Genomic DNA, 23,370 nt, shown 5'->3' with positions numbered 1-23,370 from the left:
GCTGATCGATACGAGAATAGCACAATATAGTACGGTCGTTCGCAAATTATTCTCGCCCCGCACCGCGTGAAACAGGCTTGTAAGCTTTGCGTAAGTTTGAAGCAAGAATGACGTAAGTTTAACGGTCCACACTCCGTCACAGCTGAAGATGTATCGGCTAATCCGATGACACTAAATATATACACGGAGACAAACATGGCAATAACCCCAGGCATGACCGCCGACGGACGCAAGGTTCCAGCTGCGTCGTCGCCGATGACCAAGGAAGAACGCAAGGTCATCTTTGCATCATCCCTCGGTACCGTTTTCGAATGGTACGACTTTTACCTGTACGGCGCGCTCGCCAGCATTATCGCGAAGCAGTTCTTTATCGGCGATCCAACCACCACCTTCATCTTTGCGCTGCTGGCGTTTGCCGCGGGCTTCATCGTGCGTCCATTCGGCGCACTGGTGTTCGGCCGCCTCGGCGACATGATTGGCCGCAAGTACACCTTCCTGATCACCATCCTGATCATGGGCGCCTCGACCTTCCTGGTCGGCCTGCTGCCTAGCTACGCGACGATCGGCATCGCCGCGCCTATCCTGCTGGTGACCTTGCGCATCCTGCAGGGCCTGGCATTGGGCGGCGAATACGGCGGTGCTGCAACCTACGTGGCCGAACACGCTCCCGAAGGCAAACGCGGCCTGTTTACCTCCTTCATCCAGACCACCGCGACCATGGGCCTGTTCCTGTCGCTGCTCGTCATTCTCGGTGTCCGCACCGCGCTGGGCGAAGAAGAGTTCGGCGCATGGGGCTGGCGCATTCCGTTCCTGGTATCGGTCCTGCTGCTCGGCATCTCCGTGTGGATCCGCCTGTCGATGAACGAATCGCCGGCATTCACCAAAATGAAGGCAGAAGGCAAGACGTCGAAAGCACCACTGAGCGAAGCATTCCTGAAGCCTAAGAACGCCAAGATCGTCTTCCTCGCGCTGGTCGGCCTGACCATGGGCCAGGCTGTCGTTTGGTACACGGGCCAGTTCTACGCCCTGTTCTTCCTCGAGAAAACGCTGAAGGTCGATGGCGCGCTGGCCAACATCCTGATCGCCATTTCGCTGCTGCTGGCAACCCCGTTCTTCGTCGTGTTCGGCATGCTGTCGGATAAAATCGGCCGCAAGTGGATCATCCTGGGCGGTTGCCTGATTGCCGCAGTGACCTACTTCCCGATCTTCGGCGCGCTGACCCACTACGCCAACCCGGCCCTGGAAACCGCACTGAAAACCTCGCCAGTTGTGGTGGTTGCCGATCCGGCCACCTGCCACTTCCAGTTCAACCCGACCGGCACCTCCAAGTTCCCGTCATCCTGCGACATTGCCACTGGCATGCTGACCGCCGCGTCGGTCAGCTATACCAAGGTCGACGCGCCGGCTGGCACGGTAGCCAAGGTCAAGGTTGGCGACAAGGAATACACTTCGTTTAATGCCACCATGGATGCGGCTGGCCTGAATTTCGATGCGGACAGCAAGGCGAAAGAAGCTGCGCTGAAGACCGAAATCGGCGGCGCGATCAAGGCCGCGGGTTATCCAGCCAAGGCTGACCCAGCCCAGATCAACAAGCCGATGGTTGTCGCGCTGCTGTTCCTGCTGGTGCTGTATGTAACGATGGTGTACGGCCCGATCGCGGCGATGCTGGTGGAAATGTTCCCAACCCGTATCCGCTACACCTCGATGTCGCTGCCATACCATATCGGTAACGGCTGGTTCGGCGGCCTGCTGCCAACCACCGCGTTCGCGCTGGTGGCGTTCAAAGGCGACATCTACTACGGCCTGTGGTATCCGATCGTCATCGCACTGATCACCGTGGTCATCGGCGCGCTGTTCGTGAAGGAAACCAAGGACAACGACATTTACGCTAACGATTAAGCGTTTCAGCGTCTCACCCGGAATGCCGCTAGCAATAGCGGCATTTTTTTTGCCCTATCACTGCATCGATCCGTTCATCCATACCGCAATGAAGCTCCTGTTCAGCCCCCAAAGTCCGCGACCTTGTCGGCGATTTGAGTTTCCCCCTCACAGCCGATATAATCCGGGGGCTTTACTTGCTGGAAATAAGGTAACAGCCCCGCGCTAGCGTCTGCACCCGGACAACTGCCTTCGTTTCAATTCTCACTCCTGCGGCATGACGCGCGTCCTTCCTCGTACAAATTTCCATAGTTCCCAACTCATCCGCTGCCTTGCTGAGCTCGACCTTTTGGAAGGCGCCGAGCCTGCGGGTGACTTTGCGGACGATCTGGGCCAGTGGCTGCACTTCACCGACGCGATCACCTTGTCAACCGTGCTCGACAGCGGCATGGCCAACATGCCAGCACAGAGCCCGGTGCTGCATCAAGCGACCGGGGTGCGCCTGGGTGCTGAATTTGAGCGGACCCGCACATTGATGGTCAATTCGATCACGAAAAGCTGCGCGGGGGGTTCTTCGGCAATCAAGCTACCGCTGCCGCCCGACCTGGAAGCAACGTATTCGCCTTACCGGCGATTCTATGAAGCGCACCAGCGCGACATGGCGCTGAGCGTCGAACCGCTGCGCGTTAACCTGCGCAACGCGCTGGCCAAGGCCTCGCCCTCACTCAGGAAACTGGCTGAGCTTGACGTCATGATGGACAAGTTTTTGCGCGAGCGGGAGAACCGGCTGCTGGCCAGGGTGCCGCTGCTGCTGCAAAAGCGTTTCGATACCCTGACCGCCGCGCATCAGGATCAGCTTGCAAGGAGCGCCCAGCCCGACAGCCAGGCCGCCTGGATACACCCTGACGGCTGGCTGACCCGCTTCTGCCAGACCCTGCAAACGCTGCTGCTGGCCGAAGCTGAGCTGCGCCTGCAGCCAAGCGCAGGACTGCTTGAAGCATTCAACCAACAAAAAGCCCATGAATAAACATCTTTTCAACCTAGCCTTCTTCACAGGCGCGCTCTCGATCATCTGGGTCGGCCTGGGCTTCATCGATTCCGGCGCCCTGGCGATGGCGATGACGGCGCTGATCTTCATCGTGTATCTTGCTGGCGCCGTGGAACTGCACCGCTTCCGCCAGGCAACCGCCAGCCTCACGATGGCCTTGCACGCGATACCGGACGACCTGCCTGACTTAAGCCGCTTTCTGGCGAGTCTCGATGGTTCGCTGCAGCATCCTGTGCGCCTGCGTATCGAGGGCGAGCGAACCGGCCTGCCCGGCCCTTCGCTCACGCCCTATCTGGTCGGCTTGCTGGTCATGCTGGGTATGCTCGGCACCTTCCTCGGCATGGTCGTCACGCTCAAGGGTGCAGTCTTTACCCTCGAAAAAACTGCCGACCTGGAAGCCATGCGCTCGGCGCTGGCCGTTCCGGTAAAAGGCCTCGGCCTGGCTTTCGGCACCTCGGTCGCCGGTGTCGCCGCCTCGGCGGTGCTGGGCCTGATGTCTGCGCTGTGCCGTCGCGAGCGGATGCAGGCAGGCCAGCTTCTTGACGCCAAGGCCGCCTCGGTACTGAGCGGCTTCTCGCACGCCCGCCAGCGCGAGCGAACTTTCACGGCGCTGCAGTTGCAGTCTGAAGCCCTGCCGCAAGTAGTCGACAAGCTGCAAGCAATGATGCTGCAAATGGAAGCGATAAGCGGACAGTTGAACCAGCGCCTGCTCGCCAACCAGGAACAATTTCACAGTAGTGCAAGCGAGACTTACACGGCGCTGGCGCGGTCGGTCGACACATCGCTGCGTGAAAGCCTGGCCGGTAGCGCGCAGGCGGCCGGCGACAGCATCAGGCCGGTTTTTGAAGCAGCAATGCACGGCATGGTTCAGGAAGCAATCGCCATGCATGAACGCACTGCCGGCACCGTGCAGCAGCAGCTCGACGGGCTGGCCGATCGCTTCAGCGTCGCCACCACCAGCATCGCCCAGACCTGGAACGCCGCACTCGAGAGCCAGAAGCAGGCCAACCAGAGCCTCTCCGCCGACATCGGGTGTTCGCTAAAGGCTGTCAGCACCGCATTCGACCAACGCGCCAGCGCACTGGTTGTCACGATGGGGGACGCCTACACGGGCCTGCAAGCCGGACAGGCTGCGCAGGATGCGCAGCGCCAGCAGGCCTGGACGCAGTCGCTTGAAGCAATGGCCGCCACGCTCACGCGCCAATTGCAGGATAGCGGCGCCCAGGTGCTGTCGCAGCAGCAGGAAATCTGCACCGCTGTCACGCACGCGGTGCGAGGCCTTGCCGACCAGGTTCAGGCCGACGCGGGCACGTCGCGGGCCGAGACCGCGCGCCTGGTCGCCACGGCCGAAGAGTTAATTCGCTCCCGCATTGCCTCGGAAGCGCAGTGGCTGGACCAGCACCGCGAGCGCATGGACCAGCTGGCCCGTGTGCTTCAGGCCGAGCTGGGCGCGCTGCGCGAGCAGGAGGCCGCGCGTGGCGATGCCGCAGTGGCGCACCTGGCTGACCTGCAGTGCGCAGTCACCACGCATCTGACCACGCTCGGCACTGCGCTGGAAGAACCGATCACGCGCCTGATCGAGACCGCCGCGGAGGCGCCACGCGCGGCTGCCGACGTGATTGGCCAGCTACGCCAGGAAATATCCCACAGTGTGGCGCGCGACAATGCGCTGCTGGAAGAGCGCAGCCGCATCATGGAGACGCTGAACACACTTCTGGACGGCATCAACCATGCATCGCACGAACAGCGCACCGTGATCGATGCGCTGGTGGCGTCGTCGTCGGTAAAGCTCGATGCGGCCAGCAGCGCGTTCTCCGCCAACATCGCCACCGAAGCAGGCAAGCTTTCCGAGATTGCCGCCAGTGTGACCAGCAGCGCCGTGGATGTGGCCAGCCTGGCGGACGCCTTTGGCGTCGCGGTGCGCTCCTTCAATGCCGCAAATGAAAAACTCGCATCCAACCTAGACCGCATTGAGGTCGCGCTGGACAAGTCCATGACGCGCAGTGACGGGCAACTGGCCTACTACGTCGCACAGGCGCGTGAGATTATCGACCTCTCCATGAGTTCGCAGAAATCAATCGTTGAAGAGTTGCGTCAGCTGCCGGCCATGCTGGCCGATGAAGGCAGATGATGGACGAACTGGACGCATCCGAAACCAGTACGCCAGTCTGGGCCGTCTTTGGCGACCTGATGTCCGGCCTGCTGGGCGCTTTCGTGCTGCTGCTGGTGGCGGTGGTTGGCGTGCAGATGGAGCTGGCATCGAGCCTGCAGGAAGAGGTGAAGAAGCGTCACGCCGAAGAGCAGCGCCGCTTGACGCTGGAGAAGGCGTTGGCGATTCCGCTGGCGAGCGGGCGCATTACCCTCAACAATGGCCGCATCGGCATCAGTGGCCAGGTACTGTTTGCCCAGAATTCGGATCAGTTGCAGCCGGACGGCCGTCAGTTGCTCAACACCCTGGTGGGGCCGCTGCGCACCTATCTCGCTGCGCGCGGCGAGATGCTGATGGTAAGCGGCTTTACTGACGACAATGCGATCCGCAACGGGCCGTTCAAGGACAACTGGGAACTGTCGGCGCAGCGCGCACTGACGGTGACGCGCACGCTGGTTGAGCAGGGAATGCCATCATCAATGGTGTTCGCCGCTGCCTTCGGTGCCGAGCAGCCAGTCAAGCCGAACCTGGATGAGGCCGCGCGTGCGCAGAACCGGCGCGTGGAAATGGCGCCAGTACCAAAGTCTGCATCAGCCAAAGCGTCTTCCGATGGGTGACGTTGTTGTCGACCTGCTTGCCGGATTGAAGGATCAGGGTGCAGCACACTTTGACCCTGCAGGATGGCACTATCTCGACACGCTGGCACGCCACGCGGAGGCGCATGAGGGAAGTGTGCGGCGCCTGCTGGAGGCGAAACTTGAACGGGCGGTTGCTGCATTTTCCGAGCGCTTGGAGACGGCGCGCTCTGCCGCGGCAGAGCTTCTCGATGCTGCTTGCCGGAGGCATCCGCAAGCCGCCGCCGAGCTGCAGCAGCTGTTTGCCGCGAGCGATTTCAAGGGGTTGCGTTACTGCCTGGCCACGCTGGAAGCGCGTGAGCACTGCGCGGCGTTGACTGGGCTGGTATCGCAGCTGGAACCGGGACAATCGCCTGGAGCGCAGGCGCTGTCGCGCGCAACCGCGGCCGATTCGCCCGCCCTCGACCTGAAGACAGTGCGCGAATCACGCGCAACCTGGGCCAGGATAAGCGTTGACAGGCAGCTGTCATTGGCCATGAAACAGGCGCCGGCAAATGCGGGGCCGATCAATTCGCATATGCTGGTACTACGTTCGCTGGCAATGATGCAGGCAATTTCGCCGGATTACCTGAATCACTTCGTGTCGTATGTTGATACGCTGCTTTCATTGGGGCCGGTCGAGACGGAGGTGCCGGCCAGGCGGAAGAAGGCAGCGCCTGCGAAGGCAGCCAAATCGGCGAAGGTTGTGAAAACCTCACCTCGCCGTCAATGAACATGCATACCCAGCGCGTCTAGCGGTCGATGGCGACCACAGGTACCGGGCCGAAGTCTCATGAAGCAGTACTGCGGCCACCCTGAACCGCCACCGCCTCCGCATGGCGAGCGGGCGTGCCGGGCACCGCGAAATGCTGCCATGCGCGACGCAGCTGGGTGTCCGAGCTGAAGCCGGCCGCCGCTGCCGCGTCAGTCACGCTGCGGCCCGACGCCAGCGCCGTCTGGGCCACAGCCAGCCGGATCCGGCGCAGATACTGCAGCGGCGCGATCTGCGCGTACTCGAGGAACAATCGCGTCAGGTGGCGTGGCGACGTATGGGCCACCGCCGCCATGCCAGGCACCGACCAATCCGACTGAGGCGACTGGCTCACCGCGTCCTGCACCCGGTGCAGTGCCGGATGGACATGGTTTCGATAGGCCAGAAAGGGCGACAGCTCGGGGTCGTGCGGGCCGCGCCGCAGCGCCACCACCATGGTCTGCGCCACCTGGGCCGCGAGGGCCGGGCCGCAGATGGCGTCGATGCGGTGCAGGATCAGGTCGATCCCGGTGGTGACACCTGCGCTGCTGTACACCGGGCCATCTTCGACGAACACCCGGTTGCGCACCACGTCACAGGCCGGCGCCACGCTGTGCAGCTCATCGAGGTGGTGATGATGGGTGGTGGCACGGCGTCCCGCCAGCAAGCCCGCATGGGCGGCGAGTACGGCGCCGGCGCAAACGGTGACAAGCTCCAGCCGGCCAGCTGCCAGCGGCAGGGGGCGCAGCCAGTCGAGCAGCGCACGGGTATCGGGCGAGTCGACGCTGACGTGCGCCCCGGCCTGTCCCACCAGCACTACCCAGCTGTGCGGCGCAAGCGATGCGGGAAGCGCTTCCAGGCCGGCCAACTGCACGCCAACCGAACTGGTCGATTCGGGACGCTGCGCACAAAAGCGCAGCGCGAACGGCGCCGCCCTGCCCTGCCTGCGCATCAGTTCATTGGCGATGCGCAGGGCCTCGGCCGGACCTGCCCAGTCAAGGATCAGGCTGCCCGGCAAAAGCAGGAACAGCACATCGATCATGCGGCCCGAGCCAGTGCTTGTTCAACCGTGCACAGGGTGGCGAAACGCCCACTCAGCACCGTGGCCGTGCGCGATTTGATGTCTGCCGCGCTCAAGGGGCTGCCGTCTGGCTGCAACATGTCGAACGTTAGGGTGGCGTCGGTGACGTAATCGATGTCCCAGCCCAGGTCAGAGGCATGGCGGGTTGTTGTCTCGCAGCACTGCTCGGTGCGGATGCCTGAGATGATCAGGCGGCCGATCCCCTGTTCAGTGAGCCAAACGTCAAGCCCTGTGCCGACCAGCGCGCTGTGGCGACGCTTGAGAAAGCTGGCAGCAGGAGTGAATTCGCGCAAGCCACGCATCGGCACGACATGGCCGGATGCGAGCGAAAACGGGTTATCCGCCTGGTCTGGATCGTCCGCGTGCAGGACCCGGACGATGGGGATGCCGCGTTCTTCGCAGCCAGCGATCAAGGCATTCTGGAACTGCAGGTAGGCCACCGTCCCGCTTTCGGTGAAATAAGGGCGGTGGCGGAACGATTCCTGGACATCGATCACAATCAGACACGTTTTCATCGGAGGCTCTCTCTTGATGATTAATGATAAGCCTCTATTTTGATGGTGCCTTGCCTACCATGCCGCTCGCTGGGGGACCAGTTTCGATCATTTTAGGACATTATCGCATGGGCCATGCCTGGCTTGCGCGCTTCCTGATGCCTTGACGGCGATAGCCGACACCCGGCGCGCGCGCCGGGCTGGCGTCAAGCCTGGCTGTTGAAGCCCTTCCCCTCGGCCGCCAGCCTGGTCATCAGCGGTGCCGGCGTCCACGCCTCGCCATGCAGGCCGGCGGCGTACTTTTCCATCGCCATCAGCACATTCGACAGCCCGACCTGGTCGGCGTAGAACATCGGGCCGCCGCGGAACAGCGGGAAGCCGTAGCCGGTCAGGTAGATCATGTCGATATCCGAGGCGCGCAATGCAATGCCTTCGTCCAGGATCTGCGCGCCTTCATTCACCAGCGAATACACCAGGCGCTCGACAATTTCCTGGTCGCTGATCTTGCGGCGCTCGACGCCCAGGTCGGCCGAGTGCTTGACGATCATCTCGTTGACCGCCTGCGATGGGTATGCCTTGCGGTCGCCGGCCTTGTAGTCGTACCAGCCGCCGCCAGTCTTTTGTCCGAAGCGGCCCATCTCGCACAGCAGGTCGGCGTTCTTCGAGTACGAAATCTGCGGCGACTCGACATAGCGGCGCTTGCGGATCGCCCAGCCAATGTCATTGCCCGCCAGGTCGCCCATGCGGAACGGTCCCATCGCAAAGCCGAACTTTTCGATCGCCTTGTCGACCTGTTCCGGCAGGCAGCCTTCGTCGAGCAGGAATCCTGCCTGGCGGCTGTACTGCTCGATCATGCGGTTGCCGATGAAACCGTCGCAGACGCCCGACACCACCCCGGTCTTGCGCAGCTTCTTCGACAACGCCATCGTGGTCGCCAGCACATCCTTGCCGGTCTTCTCGCCGCGCACCACTTCGAGCAGTTTCATCACATTGGCAGGACTGAAGAAGTGCGTACCGATCACATCCTGCGGGCGGCTGGTGAAGCCGGCGATCTTGTTCAGGTCCAGCGTCGAGGTGTTCGACGCCAGGATCGCGCCCGGCTTCATCACCGCATCGAGCTTTCGGAATACCGTTTCCTTGACGCCCATGTCCTCGAACACGGCTTCGATGACGATATCGGCATCGGCGATGTCGTCGTACGACAGGGTGCCGCTGATCAGCCCGACGCGCTGCTCGAATTTCTCCGGCGTCAGCTTGCCCTTCTTCATGGTGTTTTCGTAGTTCTTGCGGATCGTCGCCAGGCCTTTGTCGAGCGCCTCCTGCTTCGTTTCGACCAGCACGACCGGAATGCCGGCGTTGGCGAAATTCATCGCAATGCCGCCGCCCATCGTGCCCGCGCCGATGATCGCCGCTTTCTTGATGGCGCGCACCGGCGTATCGGCCGGAACGTCCGGGATCTTGCTGGCGACACGTTCAGCAAAGAATGCGTGGCGCAGCGCCTTCGACTCCGGCGTCTGGATCAGGTGGAGGAAGCGCTCGCGTTCGAACTTCAGGCCATCCTCAAACTTTTTGGTGACCGACGCGGCGACCGTTTCGACGCATTCGAGCGGCGCCGGGAACGGGCCTGCCATCGCCTTGACGGTATTGCGCGAGAACTGGAGGAAGGCTTCGTGGTTCGGATAATCGACACTGCGGTCGCGCACGCGCGGCAGCGGCCGGACGTCGGCAACCTTGTTGGCGAAAGCGACTGCCGCGTCGACCAGGTTGGCGTCGGCTGCGAATACCTCGCTGAACATCGCGGTCCCGGCCAGCTTGTCCGACATCACCGGCGTGCCGGAGACAATCATGTTCAGCGCCATCTCGAGGCCGAGCACGCGCGGCAGGCGCTGGGTGCCGCCTGCGCCCGGCAGCAGGCCAAGCTTGACTTCAGGCAGCGCTATCTGCGCACCCGGCATGGCCACGCGGTAGTTGCAGCCGAGCGCCAGTTCGAGTCCGCCGCCCATGCAGACGCTGTGGATCGCGGCAACGACCGGCTTGGTCGAGCCCTCTGCCACATTGATCAGGGTATGCAAGGTCGGTTCGGTGAGCGCCTTCGGCGAATTGAATTCCTTGATGTCGGCGCCGCCCGAGAACGCCTTGCCGGCGCCGGTGATCACGATCGCCTTGACGCTGTCGTCAGCCAGGGCCTTGCGGATCCCGTCCACTGCCGCCGTACGGGTCGCCAGTCCGAGACCGTTGACTGGTGGATTATTCAATGTGATGACGGCTACGCTGCCATTGACCTGGTATTCGGCGCTCATGTCTCTTCCTTTATTAGTTGAACCAGTAAGCTCTCAACTATACATCAAAAAAGTACGGTCGTATTATTTGGCGATGTCACCGTGAAGTGTGGAATTGACTCCGTCCTTCCGGCGCAGGCGGGACGGTGGCCGATCCCTTTTTCACATGCAATGGTGACATAGCTAATATTATCCGTACGGCGTACTCAGGCGGTCGGAAGCTGATGTTCGCGGAACTGCTCACGCAACTTGTTCTTCTGAATCTTGCCCGTCGCTCCCATCGGCAAGGCGTCGATGAACGCGACGTCGTCAGGCATCCAGAATTTCGCGACTTTCCCCTCGAAGAACTGCAGCAAGTCTTCGCGCGAGACCTCCTGGCCCGGCCGCTTCACCACCAGCAGCAACGGCCGTTCATCCCATTTCGGGTGCGCCACGCCGATGCAGGCCGCCTGCAGCACGGCCGGATGCGCCATGGCGATATTTTCCAGGTCGATGGTGCCGATCCATTCGCCGCCGGACTTGATGACGTCCTTGCTGCGGTCGGTGATCTGCATGTAGCCGTCGGCGTCGATGGTGGCCACGTCGCCGGTCGGGAACCAGCCATCCTGCAGCACATCGCCGCCCTCGTTCTTGAAGTAGCTCGAAATGATCCACGGGCCTTTCACCAGAAGGTGGCCATAGGTGCTGCCATCCCATTCCAGTTCCTTGCCATCGTCATCGACGATCTTCATGTCGACGCCGAACACCGCGTGGCCCTGCTTCTGCAGGATCTTGCGCTGTTCATCCTGCGGCAGCAGCTTGTGCTTGCCCTGCAGGGTGCCGGTGGTGCCCAGAGGCGACATCTCCGTCATTCCCCAAGCGTGGATGACCTGGACGCCGAATTTGTCGATCAGCGTGTCCATCATGGACGGGGGGCAGGCCGAGCCGCCGATCACGGTGCGGCGGAAGGTCGAGAACGTCAGGTCGTTTTGCAGCGCATGGTTGATCAGGCCCAGCCAGACCGTCGGCACGCCGGCCGAGAATGTCACGCCTTCGGCCTCAAACAGTTCGTACAGCGATTTGCCATCCAGCGCCGCGCCCGGATACACCATCTTCGCGCCCGACAGCAGCACCGAGTACGGCAGGCCCCAGGCGTTGACGTGAAACATCGGCACGACCGGCAGCACTGTGTCGGCGGACGACACGTTCAGGGCGTTCGGCATGGCCGAGCCGTAGGCGTGCAGCACCGTCGAGCGGTGCGAGTACAGCGCGCCCTTCGGATTGCCGGTGGTGCCGGACGTGTAGCACAGCGAGGCGGCCGAATTCTCGTCGAACTGCGGCCAGGCAAAGTCGTCCGAGCTGCTCGCCATCAAATCTTCGTAGCACAGCAGGTTGGCGATCCTGGTTTCCTTCGGCATGCGGTCGCGGTCGGCCATCAGCACGAAGCCCTTGACCGTCTTGCAGTGGGCCGCGACCGCTTCAATCAGCGGCAGGAAGGTGAGGTCGAAGAACAGGTATTGGTCTTCGGCATGGTTGGCGATGTAGGCAAGCTGCTCCGGATGCAGGCGCGGATTCATTGTGTGCAGCACCGCGCCCGAGCCCGATACCGCGTAATACAGTTCCATGTGGCGGTAGCCATTCCACGCCAGCGTCGCGATCCGGTCGCCCATCTGCACCCCGAGCCCCTTGAGCACATTGGCCAGGCGGCGCGAACGCTGGTGCAGCTCGCGGTAGGTGTAGCGGTGCATGTCGCCTTCGACCCTGCGCGAGACAATTTCGGCACTGCCATAGTGGCGGGCGGCGTATTCGATAATGCTGGAAACAAGCAGGGGCTGGCTCATCATCTGGCCCGCGACGGGGCTCATCGGGTACGACGTCATCGACTCTCCTGGATGTTAAGTAAAAAGCATGGAAAACCAGTTTCGACCGATCGTGCTAAAACAGTCAATGAAATTCGATGCTGCGCCGCAGCACCAACCCCCGATGCATGGCGCGGCCGCTGGCGGCGCGATTCAGTATCGGGGGACGCGCGAAGAAAATCGGCCGGGTACGGTAAAATTCTGCCATTGCCTCGGCTAACGATACCATTGGAACTGCCATCACTTCCGACGACCTGCCCTTCTTTAATTCGTTCGCCGAATTGCCGCCCGCGTTCTACACGCGCTTGATGCCCACCCCGCTGCCGGCGCCCTACTTCGTCGCCGCCAGCGCCAAGGCGGCACAACTGGTTGGCCTGAATGCGGACGACCTGGCGAACGACGATTTCGTTGCCTTATTTACCGGCAACAAGGTGCCGCCGCGCGCCAAGCCCTTGTCGGCCGTGTATTCGGGCCACCAGTTCGGCGTCTGGGCCGGCCAGCTTGGCGATGGCCGCGCCATCCTGCTGGGCGAGCTGAAGGGGCCGTCGGGGCCGATGGAACTGCAACTCAAGGGCGCCGGCATGACGCCGTACTCGCGCATGGGCGATGGCCGCGCGGTGCTGCGTTCATCGATCCGCGAATTCCTGTGCTCCGAGGCAATGGCCGCCCTCGGCGTGCCGACCACGCGCGGGCTGATCATTACCGGCTCGGAACAGGGTGTGATCCGCGAGACCGTCGAAAGCGCCGCGGTAGTCACCCGGATGGCGCCAAGTTTCGTGCGCTTCGGATCCTTCGAGCACTGGTTCTATCGCGACAAGCCGGAACAGCTGCGCACGCTGGCCGATTACGTCATCCAGACGTTCTACCCAGAGCTTGCCGGCGATCCCAACCCGTACAAGGCGCTGCTGACCGAAGTCACCCGGCGCACCGCGCATCTGATGGCGCATTGGCAGGCAGTCGGCTTCATGCATGGCGTGATGAACACCGACAATATGTCTATCCTGGGCCTGACCCTCGACTACGGCCCGTTCGGCTTCATGGAAGCGTTCGACTCCGGGCACATCTGCAACCATACCGACCAGCAAGGGCGCTACTCGTATGCGAACCAGCCGCAGATCGGCCACTGGAACTGCTTTGCGCTGGGGCAGGCGCTGTTGCCGCTGATCGGCTCCGTTGACGATACCGAGGAAGCGCTGGAAATCTACCGTCCCGAATTTGGCCAGCGCATGGACGCCCTGCTGCACGCCAAGCTCGGCCTGGCCACGGTGCAAGAGGACGACAGCGGCCTATTCGATGCAATGTTCAAGCTCATGCAGGACAGCCACGTCGATTTCACGCAGTTCTTCCGCCAGTTGGGCAACTTGCGGGTTGACGATGCCGCTGCCGACACGGTCATCCGCGACCTGTTTATCGACCGCGGCGCCTTCGATGCCTGGGCCCTCACCTACCGCACCCGGCTGCGGCTGGAAAACAGCCACGACGGGGAACGCAAGGCATCGATGGACCGCACCAATCCAAAATACGTCCTGCGCAACTACCTGGCGCAGGTTGCCATCGAAAAGGCGCAGCAGAAGGACTTTTCCGAAGTGTCGCGCCTGCTGGCGGTACTGGAAAAGCCGTTCGACGAACAGCCCGGCAACGAACACTACGCCGCATTGCCGCCCGATTGGGCGAGCCATCTTGAAGTCAGCTGCTCATCTTAAGGAACCATCATGGATACCAAAGTCACCAAAACCGATGCAGAATGGCGCGACATGCTCGAGCCGATCGAATACCAGGTCACCCGCCACGCCGCCACCGAGCGCGCATTTACCGGCAAGTACTGGGATCACCACGAGCACGGCATTTACACTTGCGTTTGCTGCAACACGCCGCTGTTCGAATCGGACACCAAGTTCGATTCCGGCTGCGGCTGGCCGAGTTATTTCAAGGCGCTCGATCCGGCCAATGTGATTGAAAAAGTCGACCGTACCCATGGTATGCTGCGCACCGAAATTATCTGCGCCGTGTGCGACGCCCACCTGGGGCATGTGTTCCCCGATGGTCCGCCACCAACCGGCTTGCGTTATTGTATTAATTCGGCATCATTGAAATTCGAACCTAAATAAGAACTGCTCATGAAATTCCTGTTCGACTTCTTTCCGATCCTGCTGTTCTTCGGCGTGTTCAAGCTGGGCGAACGCGATCCCGACGTTGCCCACGGCATCGTGACGGAGTATTTGTCCGCACTGATTTCCGGCGGTTCAATTTCTCCGGAGCAAGGTCCGATCATCCTGGCAACGGTGGTCGTGATTCTGGCGACCTTCGCGCAGATCGCTTATGTCAAGCTGCGCGGCCGGAAGGTCGATGGCATGCTGTGGATCTCGCTGGCTGTCATTACCGTCTTCGGCGGCGCGACCATTTACTTCCACGATGACACGTTCATCAAGTGGAAGCCGACGATCTTGTACTGGGTATTCGCGTTTGCGCTGGCGCTGGCGCAGTTCGGCTTTAGGAAAAACCTGATTCGACAGGTCATGGAGCAGAATATCAAGCTGCCAGATCCCGTATGGGCGAAACTCAGCCTTTCGTGGATGGTATTCTTCTTCCTGATCGGCGTCCTGAATGTCTTCGTCGCGTTTGTTGTCTTCAAGACCGACACGAGCGCCTGGGTCAGCTTCAAGCTGTTCGGTATTACAGGCATCTTTTTTGCCTTTGTTATCGGACAGACGATGCTCTTGTCTAAATACATTGAAGAAGAAGAAAAAGCATGAGCACACCAGCAACCCGCATGGACCGTATCCGTACCTCGCTGGAGCAGTCGCTGGCGCCAAGCGTCCTTGAGCTTGCCGACGAATCCGCTTTGCACGCAGGCCATGCCGGCGCCGCTTCCGGCGGCGGCCATTACCGGCTTCGGATCGTCTCGGACAAGTTCGATGGTCTCAAACTCGTCATGCGCCATCGTCTGGTGTATGATGCCGTGCACCCAATGATGCACACTGAAATCCATGCACTTGCGATCACTGCCCTGGCACCATCAGAAGTGTGAGCAAGCGTAACTCTTCAGTAAGTCTTAAGAAATCTGTTCGACAATTGAATCGCTAAGTAAAATAATTAATCCAATCTTTGTCCGTAACTTTCCCCAACAGGAATTAATAATGACTTTCAAGCCTGCCCTGCTGTCCGCCCTTATCGCCGTCGTTGCCGTCCCAGCGTTTGCGCAAAACATCGCTGTCGTTAATGGCAAGGCCATTCCATCGTCCCGCGCTGACGCGGTGGTCAAGCAGGTCGTTGCGCAAGGCCAGCAGCCGGACACCCCGCAGCTGCGCGAAATGGTCAAGAAAGACCTGATCGCACGCGAAGTAATGATGCAGGAAGCCATCAAGCGCGGTTTCGACAAAGACGCGACCGTCAAGGCACAGCTGGAAAACGTACGCCAGAGCCTGGTCGTCAACGCGCTGGCCAAGGAATACATCACCAAGAATCCAATCTCGGATGCCGACATGAAGGCGGAGTACGACCGCTTCAAGGCACAGGCCGGCGACAAGGAATACCATGTCCGCCACATCCTGCTGGAAACCGAAGCCGACGCAAAAGCGGCGATCGCCAAGCTCAAGGGCGGCGCCAAGTTTGAAGACCTGGCCAAGACCTCGAAAGACGCTGGCACTGCCAACAACGGTGGCGACCTTGACTGGGCAACCCCAAGCTCGTTCCCGAAGCCTTTCAGCGACGCTTTCGTCGGCCTGAAAAAGGGTGAAGTTGCTTCCGCACCAGTGCAGACGCCAAACGGCTTCCACGTGATCAAGCTCGATGACACCCGCGCTGCCAAGCTGCCAACGTTCGAAGAAGTCAAACCGCAGATTGCTGAAGCCATGGCTCAGAAGAAGCTGATGGCTTATCAGGACGCGATGGTCAAGAAAGCTAAAGTACAATAATCCGCTTGCGCCGGCGCTCTGCGCCGGCAGCAGTTCGAATTGATTAACGTATTGAAATTGATAGGATCTGAATGATGATGTTGAAACCAGCCCGCCTGTTGTTAGTACTCCTCGCGGCGGCTGCGGCTCCTGCCTTCGCGCAGAACGTCGCTACCGTGAACGGTAAACCAATTCCAGCTGCCAAGGTCGAGCAGATCGTCAAGCAGGTCGCTGCCCAGGGCAAGCAGACCGATTCGCCGCAACTGCGCGAAGCCATCAAGAAAGACCTGATCGCGCGCGAAGTCATGATCCAGGAAGCCGACAAGCAAGGCTTCGGCACCCGTGCCGAAGTCAAGCAAGCGCTGGAAAATGCACGCCAGAGCATCGTCATCAACGCGATGCTGGCTGACTACGTGCGCAAGAACCCGGTCAGCGACGCTGAAGCCAAGTCGGAATACGACAAGTACAAGGCACAGCTGGGCGACAAGGAATATCGTGCGCGCCATATCCTGGTGCCTACCGAGGACGAAGCCAAGGCGATCATCACCAAGCTCAAGGGCGGTGCCAAGTTTGAAGAACTGGCCAAGGCGCAGTCGAAGGACGGCTCGGCAGCCAATGGCGGCGACCTTGACTGGGCAAGCCCGGCCAACTACGTGCCTGAGTTCTCGAAGGTTATGGTCGCCCTGCAAAAAGGCGCCATCACCGACACCCCGGTCAAGACGCAATACGGCTACCACGTGATCAAGCTGGAAGACACCCGCGCCGCTAAAATTCCTCCGTTTGAGGAAGTCAAGCAGCAGGTCACCGAGTCGCTGCAACAGCGCAAGCTGCAGGCATTCCGTGAAGAGCTGATGAAAAAAGCAAAAATCCAGTAAGCTGGGTTTTGCATGACAAGAGGCGCTTCCACGGAAGCGCTTTTTTTACGCCTGTTGAAAGTGAGCGATGATCCGAGCGACGACGGAACAAGACTGGGAAATACTGCGCGAGATTCGGATGGCGTCGCTGCTGGACGCACCGACCGCGTTTGGGACGACCTACGCGGCCGCGGCGGCCAACACCGAGGCGCAGTGGCGTGAGCGGGCTGCTGGGCGTGGGCCGGGGCGATTTGTGCTGGCGTTTGCCGATCGCGCCGCGGTCGGCCTGGCAGGCGCGGTGGTCAATGCTGCCGGCGAGTTTGGGCTGATTGCGATGTGGGTCAGGCCGGAATATCGTGGCGCCGGCGTGGCCGCGAATCTGGTTGAATCGATCAAGCAGAATGCGATCGACCGCGGCTATTCGCGCGTGGCGCTGGATGTGGCAGTCGAAAACAAGCGCGCAACCGCGTTCTATAAAAAGCTGGGGTTCGAGTTTTTACCGGTCTGGGAGGCGTTGGAAAGCCACCCTCAGATCACCGTGCAGAAGATGGAGTGGATCGCTCAGGGTGGTGCCGGACTGGCTCTGGCGTGACCTGACAGTGGCTGCCGGTTGCCGGTTGCAGCTTGAATGCGCAGCCGATGACTGGCAGAACCCGAAAAAACGCCAACCGGCGGTTGGCGTTCAAGCCTCGGCGCCCGATACGCACCGCTCAGCGCCTGGCTTTCTGCGCCGGTATCGACACCATCGATGGCTTGCTGGGGTCGGGCACATAACTCAGCTTCATGTCGTCGCCCGTGCGTTGGTTGAATTCCATGATCACGTTGCCGTCGCCGGAGACGAACTTGTTTTTCGACACTGCTTTGAGCCGCATCGGCTTTTCGGTGTCGATCGTCGCGTCGATGAATTCTGGTCTGCCGCGCACTTCCAGTCGCCAGCCGTTGGCCATGTCGTAGGTTCCGGCTATCTGCCTTACTTCGTCAGGCCTGAGCCGGACTGGCCTTTCTGGAGCCGTCACCGTCACACTTGTAAGCGGTGCCGTATCGGGCCGTGGATAGGGTTGGGTCTGTGCGCTTGCGCCAGCGGCAAGCACGAGCAGGGATGTGGAAATCAGGAAAGATAGTGGTCGCATGATCGTTCCTTCACAAAGCAGAAACCTTTGGACAGGCGTCACGCCGGATAAGCCTCGTGGCGGGCGTCGCATACCGCAAAGCCGCCATAGGCTTGCGGTACTTTTAGTGTAGGTCAGCTCCCGTCGGAACAATGGGTACAAACGCGCACATCACGAAACTGTCTCGAAATGGGGAAAGTCATTTCTATCTGTGGTTATGGACAGGAATGTCCAGAGTGGATTGCGTTCTCCAGCATCCCTTTGCGCTATGCTTAGAGCGAACTCAACAAGAGCACGGGCACGACAATGCAAAACCCCATCCGTCATCCATTGCTTGCAGCGGGCTTTCTTTGCATGATCGGCGTGTCGTCATATGCAGCCGACAGAACGCATCCGGAATTGCGAGGAGAACTGCTTACAATGGCAGCGCGCGACCAGGAGGTTCGTCGCGCCTCAAAACGAGGAGACTTCAGCAAATGGCAAGAGGTCGATCACGCTAACCAGGCGCGCTTGAAACAAATCGTCGATCAATTTGGCTGGCCGACATATAAGATGGTCGGGGTTGATGGCGCTCGTGCCGCATGGCTGCTGGCGCAGCATGCCGACTCCGACGAGGCGTTCCAGCGAAAGGTACTTGCCATGATGGCGCCGCTGGTAGCGCGCCAGCAGGCCTCGGGAACGGATTATGCCTATCTGTATGACCGCACCCACTATCCACAGCGCTTCGGCACGCAGGGCAACTGCGTCAGCAGGCAGGAATGGCAACCCTTCAAGATAGAAGATATCGATAAGGTGGATGAGCGCCGCCGTGCTGTCAATCTGCCTCCGCTTGCCAAGTATGCGAAGGTTTTCGACTGTGCCAATCCAAATATCGCGTTGCACAGTGCAGCGGATTCGCGCAAGACAGTACCTGTCCCCCGCCCGGACCTGAGGTGACGGTTATGGCGTGCTCCTTAGTTGCTGCTGCCACGATGGTTTTGGCGGCACGATAGGCGACGACTCGGCCATCCGGTTCGAACGGATGCTGGCGTCATCGGACGCCATGTGTCAGCTTTAGTCTGAGCTAGCAAAGAAAAAGCGCTTGCGCGTGCCCACCGAATTGGCGCCAACGCGACGCCAATTCGGCGGATGCGCGCAAGCGCTTATCCGCCCTACGTTTAATGGTTTAACCGACCCACTTCCGCGCGTTGCGGAACATGCGCATCCACGGCGAATCCTCGCCCCACGCTTCCGGATGCCACGACTGCTGCACCGAGCGGAACACGCGCTCGGCGTGCGGCATCATCACCGTGAAGCGGCCGTCGGCCGTCGTTACCGCCGTCAAACCTGCCGGCGATCCATTCGGATTGAACGGATACGTTTCAGTCGCATCGCCGCGGTTGTCGACAAAGCGCATCGACTTCACGACCTGCCCAATATCGCCGGTCTGCGAGAAGTCCGCGAAGCCTTCGCCATGCGCCACCGCGATCGGCGTCATCGTGCCCGCCATCCCGCTGAAGAACATCGACGGCGACTCCAGCACCTCGACCATCGCAAAGCGCGCTTCGAACTGCTCGGACTTGTTACGCGTGAACTTGGGCCATGCCTGCGCACCAGGGATGATCGACTTCAGGTTGCTCATCATCTGGCAGCCGTTGCAGACGCCCAGGCCGAAGCTGTCGCCGCGTGCGAAGAAGCGCGCGAACTGGTCGGCCAGCTTGTCGTTGAACAGGATCGTCTTGGCCCAGCCTTCGCCGGCGCCCAGCACGTCGCCGTACGAGAAGCCGCCCACCGCGATCACGCCCTGGAAATCGTCCAGCTTGACGCGCCCTGCAATGAGGTCGCTCATGTGGACGTCGACCGCGGCGAAACCTGCCTGGTGCATTACCCACGCGGTTTCAATGTGCGAATTGACGCCCTGCTCTCGCAGGATCGCCACGCGCGGGCGCACGCCGGTCGCCAGGAACGGCGCCGCGATGTTTTCGCTCGGGTCGAAGGTCAGGCGTGGCGAGATGCCAGGATCGGTTTCGTCCAGCAGACGGTCGTATTCGGCGTCCGCGCAGGCCGGGTTGTCGCGCAGGCGCGCGATGCGCCAACTGGTGTCGCTCCACAGGCGGTGCAGCGCGCTGCGTGCCTGGCTGTAGATGATCTTGGCGTCGCGGGTGAACTCGATCACGCCGCGGTCGTTCGGCTTGCCGATGATATGGCTGCAGGCGCCAAGGTTATGCTCGCGCAGCACATTCATTACCTCGCTGCGCTCGTCGGCACGCACCTGGATCACTGCGCCCAGCTCCTCGTTGAACAGCGCGCGCAAGGTCAGTTCGTTACGGCGTTCAGCCACCTGCCCTGCCCAGTTCTTGGCGTCGCCCCAGTCGGACGAGTGCTCGCCTTCGTGCGCGAGGATGTCGAGGTTGATCGACAGGCCGCTGCGGCCGGCAAACGCCATCTCGCACAGGGTCGCAAACAGGCCGCCGTCGGAACGGTCATGGTAAGCCAGCAGCTTGCCTTCTGCATTGAGCTGCTGGATCGCCTTGAAGAAGCCCTTCAGGTCTTCCGCGCTGTCGACGTCAGGCACGTCGTTACCGAGTTGCTGGGTCACCTGGGCCAGCGCCGAAGCGCCGAGGCGGTTCTTGCCGCGCCCGAGGTCGACCAGGATCATGGCGGTATCGCCTGCGTCCATGCGGATCTGCGGCGTGAGCGCCTTGCGTACGTCGTACACCGGCGCGAACGACGAGACGATCAGCGAGACCGGCGACATCACCGACTTCTGCGCATCTTCGTCGCGCCAGGTGGTGCGCATCGACAGCGAGTCTTTGCCGACCGGGATGCTGATGCCGAGCGCCGGGCACAGGTCCATGCCCACTGCCTTGACGGTGTCGAACAGCGCCGCGTCCTGGCCAGGCTGGCCGCATGCAGCCATCCAGTTGGCCGACAGCTTGATGTCCGAGATATCCTTGATCGGTGCGGCGGCGATGTTGGTGACCGCCTCGCCGACCGCCATGCGGCCCGATGCGGCGGCGTTGATGACTGCCAGCGGCGTACGCTCGCCCATCGCCATCGCTTCGCCCAGGTAGCCCTCGAAGCTCATCGCGGTGACCGCGCAGTCCGACACCGGCACCTGCCACGGCCCAACCATCTGGTCGCGCACGGTGGTCCCGCCGACGGTACGGTCGCCGATGGTGATCAGGAAGGACTTGTCGGCCACCGAAGGCAGCAGCAGCACGCGCTCGGCCACATCGGCCAGGTCAAGTCCGGTGACGTCAACCGGCGGGTAGTCGTTCGATACATGCTTCACGTCGCGCAGCATCTTTGGCGGCTTGCCCAGCAAGACATCCATCGGCATGTCGACCGGCGAGTTGCCCAGTTCCGGATCGATCAGCTTGAGCTGGCGTTCTTCGGTGGCGACGCCGACGGCGGCAAACGGGCAGCGCTCGCGCTCGCACATGGCGGCAAACAGCGCCAGGTTGTCCGGCGAGATCGCCAGCACATAGCGTTCCTGCGACTCGTTGCTCCAGATTTCCTTCGGCGCCATGCCGCTTTCTTCGAGCGGCACCTTGCGCAGGTCGAAGATCGCGCCACGCCCGGCGTCATTGGTAATTTCAGGGAAAGCGTTCGACAGGCCGCCCGCACCCACGTCGTGGATCGAGATGATCGGATTGTCCGCGCCCATCTGCCAGCACGCGTTGATCACTTCCTGCGCGCGCCGTTCCATCTCCGGATTGCCGCGCTGGACCGAGTCGAAGTCCAGGTCGGCGGTGTTGGTACCAGTGGCCATCGACGAGGCGGCACTGCCGCCCATACCGATGCGCATGCCAGGGCCGCCCAGCTGCACCAGCAGGCTGCCGACCGGGATATCGTTCTTGTGGGTGTGCGCGGCCGAGATGCTGCCGATGCCGCCGGCGATCATGATCGGCTTGTGATAGCCATACACGGTGTCGCCGACATTCTGCTCGTAGGTACGGAAGTAACCGCCCAGGACCGGGCGGCCGAATTCATTGCTGAAGGCTGCGCCGCCGATCGGGCCGTCGATCATGATCTGCAGCGGCGAGGCGATGCGGTCAGGCTTGCCGTACACGCCCGCTTCGGCGCGCTGGCCGAATGGCGCGGTGACGCTGGCGGCGTTTTCCCATTTGCGCTCGGCGCCGGGGATAACCAGGTTCGATACGGTGAAGCCGGTCAGGCCTGCCTTCGGCTTGGCGCCGCGGCCGGTCGCGCCTTCGTCGCGGATCTCGCCGCCGGCGCCGGTGGAGGCGCCCGGAAATGGCGAAATCGCGGTCGGGTGATTGTGCGTCTCGACCTTCATCAGGATGTGGGTCAGCTCGGTCGACGCCGCATACTCGTGGTTCTCGCCGCGCGGGTAGAAGCGCGTGACGGTGCCGCCTTCGATGATCGACGAGTTGTCGCTGTAGGCAACGACGGTGCCGCGCGGGTTCAGCTGGTGGGTGTTCTTGATCATCTGGAACAGCGACTTTGGCTGCTGCTCGCCATCGATGATCCAGTCGGCGTTGAAGATCTTGTGGCGGCAATGCTCGCTGTTCGCCTGCGCAAACATCATCAGCTCGACGTCGGTCGGGTTGCGCCCGGCCTTGGTGAACGCCTCGTGCAGGTAGTCGATTTCATCGTCCGACATAGCCAGGCCAAGCTCGGTGTTCGCCGTTTCCAGCGCGGCCTTGCCGGCGCCGAGCACGTCGATCGACTCGAGCGGACGCGCTTCCAGTTCGCTGAACAGGTTGGCCGCTTCATCCGCGTGCCGCAGCACGCTCTCGGTCATGCGGTCGTGCAGCAGGCCGGCGACGGCGCTTGCTTCGTCCGCGGCCAGCTTCTTGACCGCGCCGATTCCCAAAACACCCTGCTTCAGCGAGACCGTGTAGGCGATGCCGCGCTCGATGCGGTGCACATGCGTCATGCCGCAGTTGTGCGCGATGTCGGTTGCTTTGGACGCCCACGGCGAAATGGTGCCGAGCCGCGGGATCACGAAGAACTCTTCGCTCGCGCCGTCCTGCCCTGCTGCTGCCGGTTCGCCATACGTAAGCATGGCGCTGAGACGCTCAGTATCTTGCGCCGTTAGCGGCGCACTGGTGTCGATGAAGTGGTAGAACCTGCCGGCAATGGCCGTGATCGCGGGCGCGACGGCTTGAAGTTGGCTCAGGAGGCGTTGTGTGCGGAAGACAGACAGGGCATTGGAACCCGGCAGAATCAACATGTTTGGACGATGGTTGATGCAGCGTGGCTGCGGGTTAAAGGTAGATGAGACACTGGTACGTGATGCAGAATTCCTTTAGGCCGCTATTATACCGCGTCGCACCATCCCTTGGCATCTTGACCTCTGGAAGCGATAAGCAACACTTTGCCTGCCAATATGCAATCCCTGTTGCCGGGAACATAACAATCGCGTATCTTTCA

20 protein-coding genes are annotated in these 23,370 nt (G+C 61.5%); 14 read left to right on the top strand and 6 right to left on the bottom strand.

From position 1 onward, the window contains the following. Window positions 1–195 precede the first annotated feature (195 nt). From I4X03_RS22330 to I4X03_RS22310, 5 genes are all read left to right on the top strand, one after another. Window positions 196–1,899, top strand: a complete 1,704-nt coding sequence (locus I4X03_RS22330) for an MFS transporter (RefSeq protein WP_223471128.1) — start codon at window positions 196–198, stop codon at window positions 1,897–1,899. Between the two features lie 256 nt (window positions 1,900–2,155). After that, window positions 2,156–2,905: a DUF3348 family protein gene (locus tag I4X03_RS22325; RefSeq protein WP_223471126.1), complete on the top strand. Its 750-nt coding sequence runs from the start codon at window positions 2,156–2,158 to the stop codon at window positions 2,903–2,905. Beyond that, a complete protein-coding gene (locus tag I4X03_RS22320) occupies window positions 2,898–5,057 on the top strand; it encodes a DUF802 domain-containing protein (protein ID WP_223471124.1) in 2,160 nt (719 codons plus the stop codon). Before I4X03_RS22325 ends, I4X03_RS22320 begins: the two co-directional genes overlap by 8 nt. After that, window positions 5,057–5,692: an OmpA family protein gene (locus I4X03_RS22315; RefSeq protein WP_223471210.1), complete on the top strand. Its 636-nt coding sequence runs from the start codon at window positions 5,057–5,059 to the stop codon at window positions 5,690–5,692. Before I4X03_RS22320 ends, I4X03_RS22315 begins: the two co-directional genes overlap by 1 nt. Next, window positions 5,685–6,422: a DUF2894 domain-containing protein gene (locus tag I4X03_RS22310; protein ID WP_223471122.1), complete on the top strand. Its 738-nt coding sequence runs from the start codon at window positions 5,685–5,687 to the stop codon at window positions 6,420–6,422. Before I4X03_RS22315 ends, I4X03_RS22310 begins: the two co-directional genes overlap by 8 nt. A gap of 58 nt (window positions 6,423–6,480) precedes the next feature. Here I4X03_RS22310 and I4X03_RS22305 read toward each other — a convergent pair whose 3' ends face one another. The 4 genes from I4X03_RS22305 to I4X03_RS22290 all read right to left on the bottom strand — a co-directional run bounded on the left by I4X03_RS22305 (window position 6,481) and on the right by I4X03_RS22290 (window position 12,153). Then, complete coding sequence (locus tag I4X03_RS22305; protein WP_223471120.1) at window positions 6,481–7,482, bottom strand: GlxA family transcriptional regulator; 1,002 nt, start codon at window positions 7,480–7,482, stop codon at window positions 6,481–6,483. Continuing rightward, a complete protein-coding gene (locus I4X03_RS22300) occupies window positions 7,479–8,036 on the bottom strand; it encodes a cysteine hydrolase family protein (protein WP_223471118.1) in 558 nt (185 codons plus the stop codon). The genes I4X03_RS22305 and I4X03_RS22300 overlap by 4 nt, the downstream gene beginning before the upstream one ends. 185 nt (window positions 8,037–8,221) lie before the next feature. Beyond that, window positions 8,222–10,315: a 3-hydroxyacyl-CoA dehydrogenase NAD-binding domain-containing protein gene (locus tag I4X03_RS22295; RefSeq protein ID WP_223471110.1), complete on the bottom strand. Its 2,094-nt coding sequence runs from the start codon at window positions 10,313–10,315 to the stop codon at window positions 8,222–8,224. A gap of 185 nt (window positions 10,316–10,500) precedes the next feature. Then, the gene (locus I4X03_RS22290; RefSeq protein ID WP_223471101.1) at window positions 10,501–12,153 is read right to left on the bottom strand and encodes a 3-(methylthio)propionyl-CoA ligase; all 1,653 of its coding nucleotides are present in this window, start codon (window positions 12,151–12,153) and stop codon (window positions 10,501–10,503) included. A 28-nt stretch (window positions 12,154–12,181) separates the two neighbouring features. Here I4X03_RS22290 and I4X03_RS22285 point away from each other — a divergent pair, with 28 nt between their 5' ends. The 8 genes from I4X03_RS22285 (at window position 12,182) to I4X03_RS22250 (ending at window position 17,471) form a co-directional block, all read left to right on the top strand. After that, on the top strand, window positions 12,182–12,352 hold the full coding sequence (locus I4X03_RS22285; RefSeq protein ID WP_223471099.1) for a hypothetical protein: 171 nt from the start codon (window positions 12,182–12,184) through the stop codon (window positions 12,350–12,352). A 7-nt stretch (window positions 12,353–12,359) separates the two neighbouring features. Continuing rightward, window positions 12,360–13,835 carry a protein adenylyltransferase SelO gene (locus I4X03_RS22280; RefSeq protein ID WP_441295280.1) on the top strand — a complete coding sequence of 492 codons (1,476 nt, stop codon included), beginning with the start codon at window positions 12,360–12,362 and terminating at the stop codon, window positions 13,833–13,835. Window positions 13,836–13,844: 9 nt separating this feature from the next. Further along, the gene (msrB, locus tag I4X03_RS22275) at window positions 13,845–14,240 is read left to right on the top strand and encodes a peptide-methionine (R)-S-oxide reductase MsrB (RefSeq protein WP_223471096.1); all 396 of its coding nucleotides are present in this window, start codon (window positions 13,845–13,847) and stop codon (window positions 14,238–14,240) included. A 9-nt stretch (window positions 14,241–14,249) separates the two neighbouring features. Continuing rightward, window positions 14,250–14,885 carry a septation protein A gene (locus tag I4X03_RS22270; protein ID WP_223471081.1) on the top strand — a complete coding sequence of 212 codons (636 nt, stop codon included), beginning with the start codon at window positions 14,250–14,252 and terminating at the stop codon, window positions 14,883–14,885. Further along, window positions 14,882–15,160 carry a BolA family protein gene (locus I4X03_RS22265; RefSeq protein ID WP_223471072.1) on the top strand — a complete coding sequence of 93 codons (279 nt, stop codon included), beginning with the start codon at window positions 14,882–14,884 and terminating at the stop codon, window positions 15,158–15,160. Before I4X03_RS22270 ends, I4X03_RS22265 begins: the two co-directional genes overlap by 4 nt. 109 nt (window positions 15,161–15,269) lie before the next feature. Then, on the top strand, window positions 15,270–16,046 hold the full coding sequence (locus I4X03_RS22260; protein WP_223471070.1) for a peptidylprolyl isomerase: 777 nt from the start codon (window positions 15,270–15,272) through the stop codon (window positions 16,044–16,046). A gap of 74 nt (window positions 16,047–16,120) precedes the next feature. Then, window positions 16,121–16,900: a peptidylprolyl isomerase gene (locus I4X03_RS22255; protein WP_223471205.1), complete on the top strand. Its 780-nt coding sequence runs from the start codon at window positions 16,121–16,123 to the stop codon at window positions 16,898–16,900. Between the two features lie 67 nt (window positions 16,901–16,967). Further along, window positions 16,968–17,471, top strand: a complete 504-nt coding sequence (locus tag I4X03_RS22250) for a GNAT family N-acetyltransferase (protein ID WP_223471067.1) — start codon at window positions 16,968–16,970, stop codon at window positions 17,469–17,471. Between the two features lie 118 nt (window positions 17,472–17,589). On the opposite strand, the gene I4X03_RS22245 is transcribed toward I4X03_RS22250, so the two are convergent. Next, window positions 17,590–18,009 carry a hypothetical protein gene (locus I4X03_RS22245; protein WP_223471065.1) on the bottom strand — a complete coding sequence of 140 codons (420 nt, stop codon included), beginning with the start codon at window positions 18,007–18,009 and terminating at the stop codon, window positions 17,590–17,592. 285 nt (window positions 18,010–18,294) lie between these two features. On the opposite strand from I4X03_RS22245, the gene I4X03_RS22240 reads away from it, so the two are divergent. Further along, window positions 18,295–18,924 (top strand): DUF6624 domain-containing protein, encoded by a 630-nt coding sequence (locus I4X03_RS22240; protein ID WP_223471063.1) that lies wholly within the window; start codon window positions 18,295–18,297, stop codon window positions 18,922–18,924. 229 nt (window positions 18,925–19,153) lie between these two features. Here I4X03_RS22240 and purL read toward each other — a convergent pair whose 3' ends face one another. Beyond that, window positions 19,154–23,170: a phosphoribosylformylglycinamidine synthase gene (gene purL, locus I4X03_RS22235; protein WP_223471061.1), complete on the bottom strand. Its 4,017-nt coding sequence runs from the start codon at window positions 23,168–23,170 to the stop codon at window positions 19,154–19,156. Between the last annotated feature and the right edge of the window lie 200 nt (window positions 23,171–23,370).

Origin of the sequence: Massilia soli (genome assembly GCF_016809835.1) — a bacterium.
Classification (GTDB): Bacteria; Pseudomonadota; Gammaproteobacteria; order Burkholderiales; family Burkholderiaceae_D; genus Telluria_A; species Telluria_A soli.
Note: the sequence above shows the minus strand (reverse complement) of the source record. Positions and strands in the feature narration are given on the sequence as shown.